Here is a 15,671-nt window from a genome sequence, read left to right as displayed (position 1 = left end):
GTGACAGGCGTTCTTCGGGGTCTGTCAAATGTCGGATCTGGTCTCCAGCAAACCTCGTTTGTGGAGCAGATGCCAAGCCGTGGGACGACGATGAACCTTAGCCCAAGAGAAAAAGACAAGCTGCTGATTTCCATGGCCGCCATGGTGGCGCGCCGCCGGCTGGAACGCGGCGTCAAGCTGAACTATCCCGAAGCGATTGCGCTGATTACCGATTTCGTGGTGGAGGGCGCACGCGATGGCCGCGCCGTGGCCGACCTGATGGAGGCGGGCGCGCATGTCATTTCCCGTGATCAGGTGATGGACGGCATTGCCGAGATGATCCACGATGTGCAGGTGGAAGCGACCTTCCCTGACGGCACCAAGCTGGTGACCGTTCACGAACCGATCCGGTGAGGTCACGTATGGCGCTGGAACTTCGGCCCAATTGCGAATGCTGTGACCGTGATCTTGCGCCCGACAGCCGGGACGCGATGATCTGCTCGTTCGAATGCACTTTCTGCGCCGATTGCGTGACCGGCGTGCCCAAGGGCGCGTGCCCGAATTGCGGTGGCGAGCTGGTGCGAAGACCCGTCCGCCCGGCGGGAAAGCTCATCAATAACCCGGCATCCACACAACGGGTGCTGAAGGCGGAAGGCTGCGCGGCAGCCACGGCCGCATAAGAACGATAAGGGGAACACCGATGAAACCAGGCGAAATCATTGCCGCCGAAGGCACCATCGAACTCAATGCCGGCCAGCCGACCGTGACGATCGAAGTGGCCAATTCGGGCGACCGGCCGGTGCAGGTGGGCAGCCACTACCATTTCTTCGAGACCAATGCGGGTCTCCTTTTCGATCGCGAAAAGGCGCGCGGCATGCGTCTCGATATTCCGGCCGGCACGGCGGTGCGTTTCGAGCCTGGCCAGAAGCGGGAAGTGACGCTGGTGCCGCTTTCCGGCAAGCGGGAGGTTTATGGTTTCCGTCAACAGGTCATGGGGAGGTTATGAAATGGCGACGGCGCATTATCATGGAAGCTGCCAGTGCGGCAGCGTCAGCTTCGAGGTCGATGCCGATCTCGATCACACTGTTGTCTGCAATTGTTCGCGGTGCAAACGTCTGGGCTCCACGCTCGCCTTCGCGCCACGTGACAAGTTCACGTTGCTTTCCGGCGAGGGCACGCTGAGTGAATATCTCTTCAACAAACACAAGATCCATCATTTTTTCTGCTCCACCTGCGGCATTGAAAGCTTTGCCTATGCCGATGGGCCTGACGGTACGCCGATGGTGGCGGTCAATGCCAATTGTCTCGATGGCGTCGATCCGCGGGCGCTGAAGCCGCAGGCTTATGACGGCGCGGCGGCCTGAGCGATGGCGATCAGCAAGAACAACCTCGTCATGACCGCTCTCATCTGCATAACCGCCGGTATTTCCATGCCGGTTGCCGCGCAGGAGCCGAACTGCAAGGAACCGCAGACGCAGGCGGACATGACGATTTGCGCCGGCAAGGATTACGAAAAGGCCGACAAAGAGCTCAATGTCGCTTATCAGAAGCTGCGCAAGCTGCTCATCGAACGTGACAAGGCGGCGGATGCGGATGGAAAGGGTGCAACCGACGCGCTGGTGACTGCCCAGCGCACATGGGTGGCGTTCCGTGACGCCAATTGCGCACTTGCCGGTTTTCAGGCGCGTGGCGGCTCAATGGAGCCGATGCTGATCTCTTCCTGCCTGGCCGAGACGAGCGGCAAGCGGGCGGAAGAACTGCGCCAACTCTCGGAAGGTTTCTGAACCCATGGGGCGGCGGATCACGATCGTCGGAAACGGGGAGCTACCGCCCGGCGCGGCCCTGCATATCGACCGGTCGGATATCGTCGTCCGTTTTAATGATTGCCGGTCTCTTGGGCTGGGCGGTACGCGCACCGATGTGGTGGCCGTCTGCAACACCGGGCGGCCGGGCCGTGAGATGACCGAGGGAAGCGAATGGCGCGAGAGCCATGGTGTGCGCCAAGCCGCCGCCATCTGGTCGGTGCGCGATCCTGCGAAATTTGCCGAAATGGAACCCGGCATCCGCGCAGCCTGGCCGGAACTCACTGATTTCTGCGCCGATTATACCGGCGAATTCGCGGCCATCGCACGAGCTGGCGGCAAGAGCCATGTCGTTATTTCTCGCGGTGTGCATGAGAGGCTCGATACGGCGCTCGAAGCCTATAAGCCCGCACCGTACGTCTGCCCCAGCACCGGCCTCGTTGCCATTGCCCATGTTCTTGAAAATGTCAGCGGCGATGATGACGAGGTGACGATTACCGGTTTCAGCCACCAGGGCTGGAGCGGCCATCCCTTTACCGCCGAACAACAGCTGGTCGATGCCCTTGCGGGAACGGGCCGGCTGACACGATTTTCCCCCATACCGATTTTCTCCGCGTCCGAAGGAGCCTGAACCCATGCCATACAAGATTTCCCGCGCCGCCTATGCCGGCATGTTCGGCCCGACCGTTGGCGACAAGGTGCGTCTTGCCGATACCGAACTCTTCATCGAGATCGAGAAGGACCACACGACCTATGGCGAGGAAGTGAAATTCGGCGGTGGCAAGGTCATTCGCGACGGCATGGGCCAGAGCCAGGCGACGCGGGCAGAGGGCGCTGTCGATACCGTCATCACCAATGCCGTCATCGTTGACCATAGCGGCATCTACAAGGCAGATGTGGGCCTGAAGAACGGCCGCATTCACGCCATCGGCAAGGCCGGAAATCCCGATACGCAGCCCGGCGTGACGATCATCGTCGGTCCCTCGACGGAAGCAATTGCCGGCGAAGGCAAGATTCTGACGGCTGGCGGCATGGATGCGCATATCCATTACATCTGCCCGCAGCAGATCGAGGAAGCGCTGATGAGTGGTGTGACCTGCATGCTTGGCGGCGGCTCCGGCCCGGCGCACGGCACGCTTGCCACCACCTGCACCGGCGCATGGCATATCGAGCGGATGATCGAAAGCTTCGATGCTTTCCCGATGAACCTCGCGCTTGCGGGCAAGGGCAATGCCTCTCTGCCGGCTCCGCTGGAAGAAATGATCCTCGCCGGTGCCTCCTCGCTGAAGCTGCATGAGGACTGGGGCACGACGCCCGCCGCCATCGACAATTGCCTGACGGTGGCCGACGAATATGACGTGCAGGTGATGATCCATACCGACACGCTGAATGAAAGCGGTTTCGTGGAAGACACGGTTGCGGCTATCAGGGGCCGCACCATCCATGCTTTCCACACCGAAGGCGCCGGCGGCGGGCACGCGCCTGACATCATCAAGGTCTGCGGTAATCCCAACGTCATCCCGTCCTCGACCAACCCGACGCGGCCTTACACCGTCAATACGCTGGCGGAACATCTCGACATGCTGATGGTATGCCACCACCTGTCGCCGTCCATCCCCGAAGATATCGCCTTTGCCGAAAGCCGCATCCGCAAGGAAACCATTGCGGCGGAGGATATTCTCCACGATATCGGCGCGTTTTCGATCATTTCCTCCGATAGTCAGGCCATGGGCCGTGTCGGCGAGGTGGCGATCCGCACCTGGCAGACCGCTGACAAGATGAAGCGCCAGCGTGGCCGCCTGAAGGAAGAGACCGGCGAAAACGACAATTTCCGTGTTCGTCGTTACATCGCCAAATATACCATCAACCCGGCCATCGCCCAGGGTGTCAGCCACGAGATCGGCTCCATCGAAGTCGGCAAGCGTGCCGATCTGGTTCTTTGGAACCCGGCGTTTTTCGGCGTGAAGCCGGAAATGGTGCTGCTGGGCGGCTCGATCGCTGCCGCGCCGATGGGCGATCCGAATGCCTCCATCCCCACGCCGCAGCCGATGCATTACCGGCCGATGTTCGCCGCCTATGGCAAGCTGCGCACCAATTCCTCGGTGACCTTTGTCTCGCAGGCGTCGCTTGACGGTGGCCTTGCCCAGCGTCTTGGCGTCGCCAAGAAGCTGCTGCCGGTGAAGAATGTGCGCGGCGGCATTTCCAAGGCCTCGATGATCCACAATTCGCTGACGCCGCATATCGAGGTTGACCCCGAGACCTATGAAGTACGTGCGGATGGCGAGCTTCTGACCTGTGAACCGGCGACCGTGCTGCCGATGGCGCAGCGTTATTTCCTGTTCTGACGGCAGGCGCTCTTGAGACGCCTCACACGATGGATCGGCGGCGGCCTGCTGCTGCTCCTCCTGCTTCTTGTGCTGGGCACGGTTGCGCCGCGCCCGTTTTTTGCCGAGCAGGTGGGTGAAGGCGAAAAGAGCAGGGAAATCCTGCTCTTATCCAACCCGATCCACACCGATATCGCCCTGCCCGTTGATGACGATCTGCGGCGGGTCTTTGCCGCGTTGCAGGAGGGTGGGATCGCGGTCAATCATCCCGCTGCGGCCTATCTGGTGTTCGGCTGGGGCGGCCGCTCGTTTTACATTCAGACGCCCACATGGGCCGATTTGAAACCGATGCCGGTTCTGCGCTCTTTCACGCTGGACAGCTCCGTCATGCATGTGGATGTGACAGGTGATTTTCCCGCTGATCTCGCCGGTGTGAAACGGCTTCGAATTTCCGAAGCGGGTTATCAGCGTATCGTCGCGGGCATCCGGGCGAGTTTTGCCGGAAATGATGACGGTGTCAGGCCGGTATCCGGCGCTGGCTACGGCCTGACGGACGCGTTTTTCGAGGCGAATGGCCAGTTTAATGCACTTGCCGGCTGTAACACGTGGTCAGCCGCGATGTTGCGGGAAGCGGGCGTTCAAACCGGTTGGTGGACGCCCTTGCCGCCGCTGTTGCGCTGGTCGATAGACCTGCACAATTGATCCCCAATTCCGTGCGGCATTTCGCGCATTTGGTGGCTGGAATCCCATTTTTATGCTGCACCGCAGCGCGTCTTGCGCTATGGAAACGGCAAAAGAATTCCGCGCGGATCGATCCCAAGCGATGCCTCGCAAAACGCCAGAACAGGAGACAAGACATGCTCGGCAAAAAAGTGCCCGCCGTAACCTTCCGCACGCGCGTTCGCGATGAGGCCGTTGGCGGCCCGAACCCCTTCCGTTGGCAGGACATGACCTCCGACGATTATTTCAAGGGCAAGAAGGTCGTCCTCTTTTCGCTGCCCGGCGCTTTCACGCCGACATGCTCGACCTACCAGCTTCCCGATTTTGAAAAGCTGGCGCCGGAATTCCGTGCGCTCGGCGTTGATGAAATCTATTGCCTGTCGGTCAATGATGCTTTCGTCATGAACGCCTGGGCCAAGGGTCAGAACCTCGAAAACGTCAAGGTCATCCCTGACGGTTCGGGCGAGTTCACCCGCAAGATGGGCATGCTGGTCGCCAAGGACAATCTCGGCTTCGGCATGCGCTCCTGGCGTTACGCCGCCGTCATCAACGATGGCGTCGTCGAGCAGTGGTTTGAGGAAGAAGGCTATTCGGACAATTGCGATAGCGACCCCTACGGCGTTTCCTCGCCGCAGAACATTCTGGAAAACCTGAAAAGCCGCGCTGCGGCCTGATTTTGGTTTTGTTGTTTGAGAGAGGCCCGGCAGCGATGCCGGGCTTTTTGTTTTCCGAGGCATTGCCGCCCTGAAAACACACCTTGAAATCCCCCCGCCTATCCGTCAAAAATCAGATCCCCAAGACTGTTTCTGAAACGGATCATCCCATGCTGCGCGTCACCTCCTATCACCCGGCCGGAACCCCTGCCGACGAGCCCTCCGGCTATGTCACGCTGGCGCATGACCAGCGGCATCTGCGCCGCAAGCTTCTGCACCTGCAGAATGACGAGATGGTGATGCTGGACCTGAAGGAAGCCGTGCTGTTTGCCCATGGCGACCTTTTGGTGGTCGAAAACGGCGATCTGATCGAGGTTCGTGCGGCGGATGAAAAGCTGTTCGAAATCAAGGCGAAGGACCGCCTTCACCTGATCGAGCTCGCCTGGCATCTGGGCAACCGGCATCTTTCGGCGCAGATCGAGGAGGAGCGTATTCTCATCCTGCGTGACCATGTCATTCGCGCCATGCTGGAAGGTCTGGGCGCCACAGTGCGCGAGGTGGAAGAGCCGTTTCAGCCGGCGCGCGGCGCTTATCACGCCCATGGCGGCCACTCGCATGGCCATGATCACGGGCACGGGCATGGCTACCACCATCATGATCACGGCTGAGGCGTGAGCGGGGAACGCGGCGTCGCCGCGCTGCTGCGCCTGATGGCCTGGATGTCGCCGGCGTTTCCTGTCGGTGGCTTTTCCTATTCGGGCGGGCTGGAAAAGACAGTGGAGGACGGGCGTGTGCGTAATGCCGCCGAGTTGAGCGGCTGGGTGGAAACGCTGCTGCGCCACGGCAGCCTGTGGAACGATGCGGTGTTTCTCGCGCATGCCTGGCGATGCTCGCAGGATGCCGTAGCGCTCAGCGAAACCGCTGATCTTGGCCGCGCGCTCGCCGGTTCGGCGGAGCGTTATCGGGAGACCGTGCTTCTGGGGGACGCCTTCGTTTCCGCCGCCAGCGCCTGGCCGCACGAGGTTCTGGAGCTGTTGCCGAAAGAGGCTCCCTATCCCGTCGCCATAGGCGCTGTGGCCGCTGGCCACGGCGTGCCGCTGCGCGAGACGCTTGCCGCCTTTCTGCATGCAGGTGTTTCACAGATCGTTTCTGCCGGTATCCGTCTCAGCGTCGTGGGCCAGAAAGATGGCGTTGCCATTCTCGCCGCAAGCGAGGCGGTGATTGCCGAGGTGGCGGCACGGGCCGTCCAATCCACGCTTGATGACCTCGGCAGCGCCACGATCATCGCCGATACGGCGGCGATGCGTCATGAAACTCAGGGGACACGGCTTTTCCGGTCGTGAAAGCGACGGCAATCGATGGGGCGAGCGCGTGCCACTTGTTTCTTCTCCCCACCGGGGAGAAGAAACAAGTGGCACGATCCTTGCGTATATTTGAGCTGTAATTTGAGTGGTTGTCGTAAGATTGGACCACAGCATAGTGAAGGGAACAGAGTGATGAAATCGGGTAATGGTCCGCTGCGCGTTGGGATTGGCGGGCCGGTGGGTTCCGGCAAGACGGCGCTGACGGAAAAGCTCTGCAAGGCGATGAGCGCCGATTATTCGGTCGCCGTCGTCACCAATGATATCTATACCAAGGAAGATGCCGAGGCACTGGTGCGCATGCAGGCGCTGCCTTCCGAAAGGATCGTCGGGGTGGAGACGGGCGGTTGCCCGCATACGGCCATTCGCGAAGATGCCACGATCAATCTGCAGGCGATTGCGGGGCTCAACCAGCGCTTTCCCGATCTCGACGTGGTCTTCATCGAATCCGGTGGTGATAACCTCGCGGCGACCTTTTCGCCTGATCTTGCCGATATCACCATCTATGTGATTTCCGTCTGCCAGGGTGAGGAAATTCCGCGCAAGGGCGGGCCAGGCATCACCCGTTCGGACCTGCTCGTCATCAACAAGAAGGACCTTGCGCCCTATGTCGGTGCCGATCTGACTGTCATGGACAGCGATGCGACCCGCATGCGCAACGCCATGCCCTTTGTTTTTACCGACATGAAACGGGGCGATGGCGTGGACCGCATCGTCGGTTTCCTGAAAGAGCAGGGCGGTCTCTGAATAATGACGATGCCCCGCCGTTTCGGCGCTTACGAAGTTTCCCGTTTTGTCGACGGTGTCTACAAGGCACCGGTCAGCCATCTCATTCACCGCCAGGGTGCCGAAGCGCTGGCTGCGGCCCTTGCCGGCCATCACGGCGAAACAGTGGATATGGACGTCAACTGCTTCACGCTTTCGGGACCTGAGGGCATCTGGCTGATCGATGCCGGCTGCGGCACGGCCTGGGGCGAGGCCTATGGCCATGCCCGCGCGGCTATGATTGCCGCCGGTATTCAGCCCGATGATGTCAGCCGTGTCATCCTCACCCATATTCACGGTGATCACGCGCTGGGCCTCATTGATGGCGACCGGCCTTATTTTCCCAAGGCGGAGATATGGGTGCCGGAGGCCGATCTTGCCTTTTTCACCGATGCAGAGGCGCGAAAGGCATTGCCGCCTGCCCGGCAGGGCGGTTTCGATCTGGCTGCCCGCCTGATCGATATTTGCGGCGCGATGTTGCGGCCGATCTCGGTGGGGACGGTTGCCGAGGACATTGAGGCAATCGCGGTGCCCGGTCATACGCCCGGACAGATGGCTTATCTCATAGGAAGAGACGATAAGCGGTTGATGTTATGGGGAGATGTGCTGCATGTCGGCGACATGCAGGCGGCCGATCCCGGAATTGCTTTTGTCTATGATATCGATTCCGAACTCGCCCACGCGACGCGTCTCGAAGCGTTGTCGGCGGCGGCTGACCATGGTTGGCTGGTGTCCGGCGGCCATCTCGGCGGCTTTTTTACGGTCGAGCGGCGGGGCGACAGTTTCGGTTTTATACCGCAGCCTGGATGACTTCCGTGCAATACTCCGAAGGGCGGAATGCCTGATGGCCTCCCGCCCTTCGTCCTCTCCCCGTATTTTCAGATCTGTTTCAGCGCCGCCACGTCATTGACCTGGACGATGCGACCGCGCACCGTGACGCCCGACTTTTTCAGGGTGGAGAAGGCGCGGGAGAGGGCCTCCGGCGCAAGGCCGAGCTTGCCGGCGAGCAGGCTTTTCTGGAACGGCAACCTGAGCGAGAAGGATGTCGCGTCGCGCGGGCCCTGATTGATGAGGTAATGGGCGACACGCTGCGGTGCCGTCTGCAGGCGGTCATTGGCAACGCAGTCCATGGCGGCCAGCAGGCTGTTTGACAGGCAGCGCATGACGGCCTTGGCGATGGCCGGTTCCTGATCGATCAGGCTGCGCAGCCTGGTGAGTTCGAAACGCGCCACGGTGCAGCTTTCCGCCGCCTGCGCGCTGTAACGATAGGTGTCGCTACCGAAGATCAGGCATTCATTGAAGGTATCGCCGGGGCCGCTGACGCGCACGTCCGCCTCGCGGCCGTGCCTGTCCAGCCGGTAGAGCCTGACATAACCCGACAGCACGCAATAGAAATGCTGGGCCAGTTCGCCTTCCTTAAAAAGCACATGGCGGGCATTCACATTGGTGATGGTCGCCGCCTCCATCAGCTTCAGCGCCACCGCGTCATCCGCGATCCCGATCAAGGGCGCTCGCAGCAGAATGTTCCTGTCCCTGTTGCTCAGCTTCACGGTCTTGTTCACGTCCATTCGGCTCCCGCTCAAACCTTTTGCCGGGCTGTCCGAAGCGATACGAAACCGGGGATGTTCCTTGCCCCTCACGCCCATCTGCACTGAACTCATCGCATTATCCTCGACCGGCAATTCCCGATGCGAGAGAGACTAGCAGTTCAGGTGGAAAGCGAATTGATTTCGATCAAACGGGGGTGCGGCCGTTGTGAGGAAGGAAATGATGGGGCTGCTCATGCTTCCAATCACAAGGGAAATATGGAGCGAGCGCGTGCGGCATATTTCTTCTCCCCGAGGGGGAGAAGTCCGCGGCAGCGGGATGAGGGGGCGAGGGTCGAGATATCAGGAGAGCTTGCCCCCTCATCCGACCCTTCGGGCCACCTTCTCCCCGGCGGGGAGAAGAAACGATCTGCTATGTCGTGCTCTCCCAAAGTATATGGAAACGCCGGGCACATGACCCGGCGTCTCAATCTTCAAGCTGCAGCATTCACTCCGCGGCAAGCGGCGGCAGTCGCAATATATTGCTGCCCTTGTCCGCGGCCTTGTCGCCGCTGCCCTTTTCCATACTGGCCACCCGTGCCTCCAGCGAGGAAAGCGCGAGGCTGTTTTCGCGGGCGATCTCCGAGAGTTTCTCGTTGGAGAGGGCCTCTTCCTCCTCTTCCTTCTTGCCGACGAAACGGCCGAAGAGGTGGGCAAGCAGGCGCGACAGGTCGTCCATGATCAGGAAGAAGGCCGGCACCACGATCAGCGACAGCACCGTGGAAACGATGATGCCGCCGATGACCGCAATCGCCATCGGTGCGCGGAACGAACCGCCTTCGCCGACGCCGAGCGCCGACGGCAGCATGCCTGCCGACATGGCGATGGAGGTCATGATGATCGGGCGGGCGCGCTTGCGGCCCGCCTCCACCATGGCATGCACCCGCTCCATGCCGTGACGGCGCATTTCGATGGCGAAATCCACCAGCAGGATGGCGTTCTTGGTCACGATGCCCATCAGCATCAGGATCCCGATGAGAACCGGCATGGAGAGCGCATTCTGCGTGATGATGAGCGCGACTGCCACGCCGCCGATGGCAAGCGGCAGCGAGAACAGGATGGTGAAGGGCTGGATCACATCCTTGAACAGCAGGATGAGCACGACCAGCACCAGCATCAGGCCAAGCAGCATGGCGTTGACGAAGCCCTGCTGCATTTCGCCCTGCACCTTGGCGTCACCGCTTTCGGCAAGCCGAACGCTTGCCGGCAGGTTGGTTTCCGAAACGATGCGCTTGAACTCGGCCGTCGACGTATCGAGCGCCGTGCCGAAAGGCACGTCCGAGCCGATGGAGACGACGCGATTGCGGTCGTTGCGCTTGATCGAGCTCGGGCCTTCCGAGTAATCAATATCGGCCACGCTGTAGAGCGGCACCAGCGAACCGGAGGCGGTCTTGATCTTCAAGGCGCGGATGGTGGCGAGATCGCGGCGGGTATCGAGCGAAGCCTGCACGCGGATCGGGATCTGCCGGTCATCCAGCGAGATTTTCGTGAGCTGCGCATCGATATCACCGATGGTGGCGACACGCACGGTCTGCGAAATCTGCTGCGGCGTGATGCCCAGGCGGGCGATCTCATCCTTGCGCGGGCGGATCTGCAGTTCGGGACGGGGCAGAGCGCCTTCCGAACTGACATTGGCAAGGATGGGCGAAGCGCGCAGGCGGCTTTCGAGAATGCCCACGGCGTCGTTCAGATCCTTCTCGTTGGTTGAAAGGAAGTTGAAGGAAAGCTCGCGTTCCGCGCGGTCGTTCAGCTTGATGATGCGAACATCCGCAATGCCACGCACCTGCGCGAAAATATCCCGCTCGACATCCCATTGCGGACGTGTACGGCCCTTCTCCTCCAGCTTGGGAAGATATTGGCCGATGAGCGGAATGGAGCCGAGCCCCTTGTTGACGAGGGTTTTCAGCAGCGAGTGATCGATATGCTCAAGGATGACATTGACCGTGGCGCGGCGCAGCTCCAGGTCCCCCTTGGGCGAAGCGCCACCGAGGATGAAGACGCTTTCCACGCCGTTGATGTCACGGATCGCCTGGTAGATCTGCGTCGTCGTGCGGTCGGTCTCATCCAGCGTCGCATTGGGCGGCAGTTCAACGGACAGGGTGACGCGCGAGGCGTCATCAGGCGGCAGGAAGCTGCCGGGGACCTGGCTCAACAGCATCACTGAGGCGATGAGGAAGGCAATCGCTCCCAATAGCGTGAGATAACGCGCCCACCATTTCCGCGTGGTGGCGGTCACCATGCGCGTATAGGCCTTCATCAGCTTGCCGTCATTGTCGTGGTGATCGTCCATCGCGTCTTCGGCGCGCATCAGATAGGCCGCCATCAGGGGTGTGATGAGACGGGCCACTGCCAGCGAGAAGAATACAGAGAAGGCGACAGTGAGGCCGAACTGGATGAAGTACTGGCCCGGAATACCCGGCATGAACGAGACGGGCACAAAGACGGCGATGATGGTGAAGCTGGTCGCGATGACGGCAAGTCCGATTTCATCGGCTGCTTCGAGGGCCGCCCGATACGGCGTCTTGCCCATCTTGATATGTCGGGCGATGTTCTCGATTTCCACGATGGCGTCATCCACGAGAATACCCGTGGCGAGCGTAAGCGCGAGGAAGCTGACGAGGTTGAGCGAAAAGCCCATGATATCCATGATCCAGAAGGTCGGGATCGCGGAAAGCGGCAGCGCCACGGCGGCGATCAGTGTCGCGCGCCAGTTCCGGAGGAAGAGAAGGACCACGATAACGGCGAGGATCGCGCCTTCGATCAGCGTGTCCAGTGCGGCCTTGTAGTTGCCATAGGTGAAATAGACGGCGTCATCGACCATCTCAATCGAGACATCGGGGTGGTCCTTGCGGACCTGATCGAGACTTTGCGCGACGGTTTCGGCGACCGAAACCTCGCTCGCGCCCTTGGAGCGGAACACCGCAAAGGTGACGGCCGGATTGCCGTTGAAGCGCGAGAAGGACTTCTGCTCTTCATATGTGTCCGTAACCGTTCCGAGTTCGGAAAGCTTGACGAAGCGGCCGTTGGAAAGCGCAATCGTGGTGTTGGCAAGCTGGCTTACATCGCGTGTATCGCCCAGCGTGCGGATGGTCTGCTCGTTGCCGCCCACCTGGCCGCGGCCGGAGCCGAGGTCGATATTGGTGCCGCGCAGCTGGCTGTTCACCTCTGTCGCGGTGATGCCATAGGCATCGAGCTTTTCGGGGCCGAGCGAAACGCGCACCTCGCGGTCCGCGCCGCCGTAACGGTCGACCTTGCCGATGCCAGACTGGCCCTGCAGCGAGCGCTTGATCGTGTCATCCACGAACCAGGACAGTTCCTCCAGCGTCATGTTCGGCGAAGAAACGGCGAAGGTCTGGATCGCCTGTCCCTCGACGTCGATCTTGCTGACGACGGGCACTTCGATATCGGAGGGAAGATCGCTGCGGATCTTGTCGATGGCGTCCTTGGTGTCCTGAACCGCTTCTTCCGTCGGCTTTTCGATGCGGAACACGACCGTTGTCGTCGACTGGCCGTCGACCACGGTGGACTGAATTTCGTCGACGCCACTGATGGCGGCAACGGCGTCCTCGATCTCCTTCGTCACCTGCATCTCCAGTTCGGAGGGCGAAGCCCCGCTCTGGGTCACGGTGACGGCGACGACGGGCACGTCGATATTCGGGAAACGGGTGATCGGCAGCGTATTGAACGCCTGCATGCCGAGCATCATCAAAAGCGCGAAGCCGAGAAGCGGCGCAATCGGGTTACGGATTGACCATGCGGAGAAGTTCATTTCATTCCCTCAGTCAGTTGGACGCAGCCGTCTGGGCTTCCACCGGTCTTATCCGGTCACCATCACGCACGAATGCTCCAGCTTTCTCGACAACCTTGTCTCCAGCGGCAAGGCCGCTGACGATCTCGATGAATCCACCGTCTTCTATGCCGGTCTCGATCTTCACCTGCTTGACGACGTCGCCCTCCACCTTGCGGGTGGTCGAGCCTTCACGCCCTGAAGTGACAGCCGAGAGCGGCAAGGCGAGCGCATTCGTCTCCTCGATCACGATCTCTGCGCTGGCATACATGCCCGATCGCGCCGGGCTGTTTTCCGGCAGCACCACATGAACGGAACCGAGGCGCGTCGTCGGATCGACGGTCGGCGAAACGAGGCGCACCTTGCCTTCTATTTTCGCTCTTCCGCCAGCAACCGTCAAATAGGCTTTCTGACCGACTTTCACGTTTTGAATGTCGGTTTCGGAAAGATCGGCAACAAGTTCGATGGCGCCGTCCTTGATGACGGTGAAAAGCGGGTTTCCGGCGCCGCTGGCAATCGCGCCCACCTTGGCGTTCTTGGCTGAAACGATGCCGGCGACCGGGGTTTTCACGCCGGTGCGCGTGAGCTTGAGATCGATATCGGCGATCTGCGCGTCAACCACCTTGATGTCGGCTTCGCCGGCGGAAACGGCCTGCTTGGCCGCATCGAGGCGAGCCTGCGCCACCTGCGCGAGGGCTTCGGTCTTTTCCGTTTCGGAAATGGAGCCTGAACCGGTCTGGCTGAGCTTGGCGGCGCGGTCGCGCTGGCGAAGGGCGTCGGCCAGATTGGCCTGCGCCTCCAGCACCTGCGCCTTGGACTGGGTGACGGAAGCTTCGGCCTTGGCCTTGTTGGCTTCGAGCTGGCTCTTTTGCAGGACGAGGCTATCGGAGGACAGGACGGCCAGAACCGCATTCGCCGCCACCCGATCGCCGATATCGGCGTTCAACGTGTCGATCGACAGGCCGTCGACCAGGGGCTGGACGTAGATTTCGTCCACCGGGCGGATTGTGCCTGTCGCAATAACACGGTCCACGAGGTCGCGCTTTGCGACATGCGCGACGATGATCGAGGGCACGTTCTGCTGTTTCACCGGCGCCTGTGCCTCTCCCTCCGCGGCTGCTGGAAGGGGAAGCGCCGTTGCGGACAGAAGAAGAAGAAAAAGAATGCGGTTAAACGTGACTTTATGCTGCATATGTCTTGGCTCGCGCAATATCCGCTTACATGTCCTGCAGGCTACGGCCCGTATCTTAAAAGGTCATGCGATGGCGAATGTGAAACAAGGGATCACAATACTCCCTTTTCGATCCTCCCGATTCAAACGCCCCTCAACGCGAATCTCAAGCACCTTTGCCCTGTGCTTTTTCTACAAGATCAAATTTGGCAGTCTTGTGGGCGGGACTGTAATTCTTGTTGTCGTGCAAATCAATCCGCATAGCCACGAGGGTTGATATACATTTTTGTATAGGCCGAGGTGTTGTAATTGATTTGATGGGTTACCACTGCGTGACGCGGCCTGGAATTCTGACAACGCCTAATACGCCGTCGTCCTCGGGCTTGACGCGGATCCAGGCACGTCGCCGCAATCGAAATGTCGGTAGATCCTCGGGTCAAGCCCGAGCGTGACGGAAGAGAGGTTGTCATTCAAGAAAATCGCGCGGTCATCGCCGCGCGATACAATCTTTTCGCCTGCGCCTACTTCAACGCAGCGTCGGTAATTTCGGTCGTATATGCGCCCGAGGGCTCCTTGGTGATGACGGGGTCGGAGCCGCCGCCGAGCAGGGTCTTTACTGTTCGCTCGTAATCCGCCTTGTCGAGAGCACCCTTCGAGCCGGCCGTCAGCTTTGCCACTTCGCCCATCATGCGCTTCTGGTGCTTTTCGGTCTGCGCGCCGGAGGCGTCGTTTTCGAGAACGATATCGGCGGCCTCGTCAGGGTTTTCCTCGGCCCATTTCCAGCCCTTCATGGAGGCACGGACGAATTTGACCATGTCCTCCTTGAACTTGGCGTCCTTCAGCTTGTCTTCGAGAACGTAGAGCCCGTCTTCCAGCGTCGCCACGCCTTCGTCTTCATATTTGAAGGTGACGAGGTCATCAGGCTTGATACCGGCATCGAGGACCTGTCCATATTCATTATAGGTCATGGTGGAAATGCAGGCGGCCTGTTTCTGCAAAAGCGGATCGACGTTGAAGCCCTGTTTCAGCACGGTAACGCCATCGGCGCCGCCGGTGGTCGGAATTTTCAGGTGCGCCATCCACGACAGGAATGGATATTCATTGCCGAAGAACCAGACGCCCAGCGTCTTGCCTTTGAAATCATCAGGCTTCTTGATGCCGGTTTCTTTCAGGCAGGTCAGCATCATGCCCGACGATTTGAACGGCTGGGCGATATTGACCAGCGGCACGCCCTTTTCACGCGTGGCAAGCGCAGACGGCATCCAGTCGACGATGACATCAGCACCGCCGCCGGCCAGAACCTGCGCGGGCGCAATATCCGGGCCGCCCGGCTTGATATCGACATTGAGGCCCTCGGCTTCATAAAAGCCCTTGTCCTTGGCGACGTAATATCCGGCGAACTGCGCCTGGGTGACCCATTTCAGCTGCAGGGTGATCTTGTCGGCGGCCTGAGCGCTAAATGCGGTCAGCAGTGACGCCCCGGCAAGAAGCATGGATGCAAGTTTCATTTTCATCGCTGTTCC

General features: G+C 60.4%; 17 protein-coding genes. 13 read left to right on the top strand and 4 right to left on the bottom strand.

Annotated elements, in window-relative coordinates; all coding sequences use genetic code 11:
• Positions 1-90 precede the first annotated feature (90 nt).
• From EGT36_RS03500 to aidB, 13 genes are all read left to right on the top strand, one after another.
• The gene (locus EGT36_RS03500) at positions 91-393 is read left to right on the top strand and encodes an urease subunit gamma (RefSeq protein ID WP_004443305.1); all 303 of its coding nucleotides are present in this window, start codon (positions 91-93) and stop codon (positions 391-393) included.
• Between the two features lie 8 nt (positions 394-401).
• Complete coding sequence (locus EGT36_RS03495) at positions 402-659, top strand: DUF1272 domain-containing protein (RefSeq protein ID WP_037091788.1); 258 nt, start codon at positions 402-404, stop codon at positions 657-659.
• 20 nt (positions 660-679) lie between these two features.
• Positions 680-985, top strand: coding sequence for an urease subunit beta (locus EGT36_RS03490; RefSeq protein ID WP_004443301.1), 306 nt, complete (start codon positions 680-682; stop codon positions 983-985).
• A 1-nt stretch (position 986) separates the two neighbouring features.
• A complete protein-coding gene (locus EGT36_RS03485) occupies positions 987-1,343 on the top strand; it encodes a GFA family protein (protein ID WP_006699551.1) in 357 nt (118 codons plus the stop codon).
• A gap of 3 nt (positions 1,344-1,346) precedes the next feature.
• Positions 1,347-1,763 carry a lysozyme inhibitor LprI family protein gene (locus EGT36_RS03480; RefSeq protein WP_037091786.1) on the top strand — a complete coding sequence of 139 codons (417 nt, stop codon included), beginning with the start codon at positions 1,347-1,349 and terminating at the stop codon, positions 1,761-1,763.
• Between the two features lie 4 nt (positions 1,764-1,767).
• Positions 1,768-2,412, top strand: coding sequence for a hypothetical protein (locus EGT36_RS03475; protein WP_037091785.1), 645 nt, complete (start codon positions 1,768-1,770; stop codon positions 2,410-2,412).
• Positions 2,413-2,416: 4 nt separating this feature from the next.
• Positions 2,417-4,126 carry an urease subunit alpha gene (gene ureC / locus EGT36_RS03470; protein WP_006699554.1) on the top strand — a complete coding sequence of 570 codons (1,710 nt, stop codon included), beginning with the start codon at positions 2,417-2,419 and terminating at the stop codon, positions 4,124-4,126.
• A gap of 12 nt (positions 4,127-4,138) precedes the next feature.
• Entirely contained in the window at positions 4,139-4,807 is a 669-nt protein-coding gene (locus EGT36_RS03465) for a TIGR02117 family protein (RefSeq protein ID WP_037091784.1), read from the top strand.
• Positions 4,808-4,962: 155 nt separating this feature from the next.
• Positions 4,963-5,499: a peroxiredoxin gene (locus tag EGT36_RS03460; protein ID WP_006699556.1), complete on the top strand. Its 537-nt coding sequence runs from the start codon at positions 4,963-4,965 to the stop codon at positions 5,497-5,499.
• Between the two features lie 149 nt (positions 5,500-5,648).
• Complete coding sequence (ureE, locus tag EGT36_RS03455; RefSeq protein ID WP_037091949.1) at positions 5,649-6,146, top strand: urease accessory protein UreE; 498 nt, start codon at positions 5,649-5,651, stop codon at positions 6,144-6,146.
• Between the two features lie 3 nt (positions 6,147-6,149).
• Complete coding sequence (locus EGT36_RS03450; protein ID WP_172965620.1) at positions 6,150-6,821, top strand: urease accessory protein UreF; 672 nt, start codon at positions 6,150-6,152, stop codon at positions 6,819-6,821.
• 153 nt (positions 6,822-6,974) lie between these two features.
• Positions 6,975-7,586, top strand: coding sequence for an urease accessory protein UreG (gene ureG / locus EGT36_RS03445; RefSeq protein WP_004443279.1), 612 nt, complete (start codon positions 6,975-6,977; stop codon positions 7,584-7,586).
• A 3-nt stretch (positions 7,587-7,589) separates the two neighbouring features.
• The gene (gene aidB / locus EGT36_RS03440) at positions 7,590-8,414 is read left to right on the top strand and encodes an AidB family quorum-quenching N-acyl homoserine lactonase (RefSeq protein ID WP_037091774.1); all 825 of its coding nucleotides are present in this window, start codon (positions 7,590-7,592) and stop codon (positions 8,412-8,414) included.
• Between the two features lie 68 nt (positions 8,415-8,482).
• On the opposite strand, the gene EGT36_RS03435 is transcribed toward aidB, so the two are convergent.
• The 4 genes from EGT36_RS03435 to EGT36_RS03415 all read right to left on the bottom strand — a co-directional run bounded on the left by EGT36_RS03435 (position 8,483) and on the right by EGT36_RS03415 (position 15,662).
• On the bottom strand, positions 8,483-9,172 hold the full coding sequence (locus tag EGT36_RS03435; RefSeq protein ID WP_006699560.1) for a Crp/Fnr family transcriptional regulator: 690 nt from the start codon (positions 9,170-9,172) through the stop codon (positions 8,483-8,485).
• A gap of 466 nt (positions 9,173-9,638) precedes the next feature.
• The gene (locus tag EGT36_RS03430) at positions 9,639-12,959 is read right to left on the bottom strand and encodes an efflux RND transporter permease subunit (protein WP_125270059.1); all 3,321 of its coding nucleotides are present in this window, start codon (positions 12,957-12,959) and stop codon (positions 9,639-9,641) included.
• A 13-nt stretch (positions 12,960-12,972) separates the two neighbouring features.
• Positions 12,973-14,169: an efflux RND transporter periplasmic adaptor subunit gene (locus EGT36_RS03425; protein ID WP_006699561.1), complete on the bottom strand. Its 1,197-nt coding sequence runs from the start codon at positions 14,167-14,169 to the stop codon at positions 12,973-12,975.
• A gap of 500 nt (positions 14,170-14,669) precedes the next feature.
• Positions 14,670-15,662, bottom strand: a complete 993-nt coding sequence (locus EGT36_RS03415) for an ABC transporter substrate-binding protein (RefSeq protein WP_037091770.1) — start codon at positions 15,660-15,662, stop codon at positions 14,670-14,672.
• Positions 15,663-15,671 lie beyond the last annotated feature (9 nt).

The sequence above is a fragment of the Agrobacterium sp. FDAARGOS_525 genome (assembly GCF_003938925.1).
GTDB classification, from domain to species: domain Bacteria; phylum Pseudomonadota; class Alphaproteobacteria; order Rhizobiales; family Rhizobiaceae; genus Agrobacterium; species Agrobacterium pusense.
The sequence above is the reverse complement of the archived record's forward strand: the minus strand, read 5'-3'. Positions and strand labels throughout refer to the sequence as shown.

Bases quoted from the DNA above. Each gene is read 5' to 3' on its own strand.
- EGT36_RS03500 (WP_004443305.1), top strand. From the start codon at position 91: ATGAACCTTAGCCCAAGAGAAAAAGACAAGCTGCTGATTTCCATGGCC.
- EGT36_RS03495 (WP_037091788.1), top strand. From the start codon at position 402: ATGGCGCTGGAACTTCGGCCCAATTGCGAATGCTGTGACCGTGATCTT.
- EGT36_RS03490 (WP_004443301.1), top strand. From the start codon at position 680: ATGAAACCAGGCGAAATCATTGCCGCCGAAGGCACCATCGAACTCAAT.
- EGT36_RS03485 (WP_006699551.1), top strand. From the start codon at position 987: ATGGCGACGGCGCATTATCATGGAAGCTGCCAGTGCGGCAGCGTCAGC.
- EGT36_RS03480 (WP_037091786.1), top strand. From the start codon at position 1,347: ATGGCGATCAGCAAGAACAACCTCGTCATGACCGCTCTCATCTGCATA.
- EGT36_RS03475 (WP_037091785.1), top strand. From the start codon at position 1,768: ATGGGGCGGCGGATCACGATCGTCGGAAACGGGGAGCTACCGCCCGGC.
- ureC (WP_006699554.1), top strand. From the start codon at position 2,417: ATGCCATACAAGATTTCCCGCGCCGCCTATGCCGGCATGTTCGGCCCG.
- EGT36_RS03460 (WP_006699556.1), top strand. From the start codon at position 4,963: ATGCTCGGCAAAAAAGTGCCCGCCGTAACCTTCCGCACGCGCGTTCGC.
- ureE (WP_037091949.1), top strand. From the start codon at position 5,649: ATGCTGCGCGTCACCTCCTATCACCCGGCCGGAACCCCTGCCGACGAG.
- ureG (WP_004443279.1), top strand. From the start codon at position 6,975: ATGAAATCGGGTAATGGTCCGCTGCGCGTTGGGATTGGCGGGCCGGTG.
- aidB (WP_037091774.1), top strand. From the start codon at position 7,590: ATGACGATGCCCCGCCGTTTCGGCGCTTACGAAGTTTCCCGTTTTGTC.
- EGT36_RS03435 (WP_006699560.1), bottom strand. From the start codon at position 9,172: ATGGACGTGAACAAGACCGTGAAGCTGAGCAACAGGGACAGGAACATT.
- EGT36_RS03430 (WP_125270059.1), bottom strand. From the start codon at position 12,959: ATGAACTTCTCCGCATGGTCAATCCGTAACCCGATTGCGCCGCTTCTC.
- EGT36_RS03425 (WP_006699561.1), bottom strand. From the start codon at position 14,169: ATGCAGCATAAAGTCACGTTTAACCGCATTCTTTTTCTTCTTCTTCTG.
- EGT36_RS03415 (WP_037091770.1), bottom strand. From the start codon at position 15,662: ATGAAAATGAAACTTGCATCCATGCTTCTTGCCGGGGCGTCACTGCTG.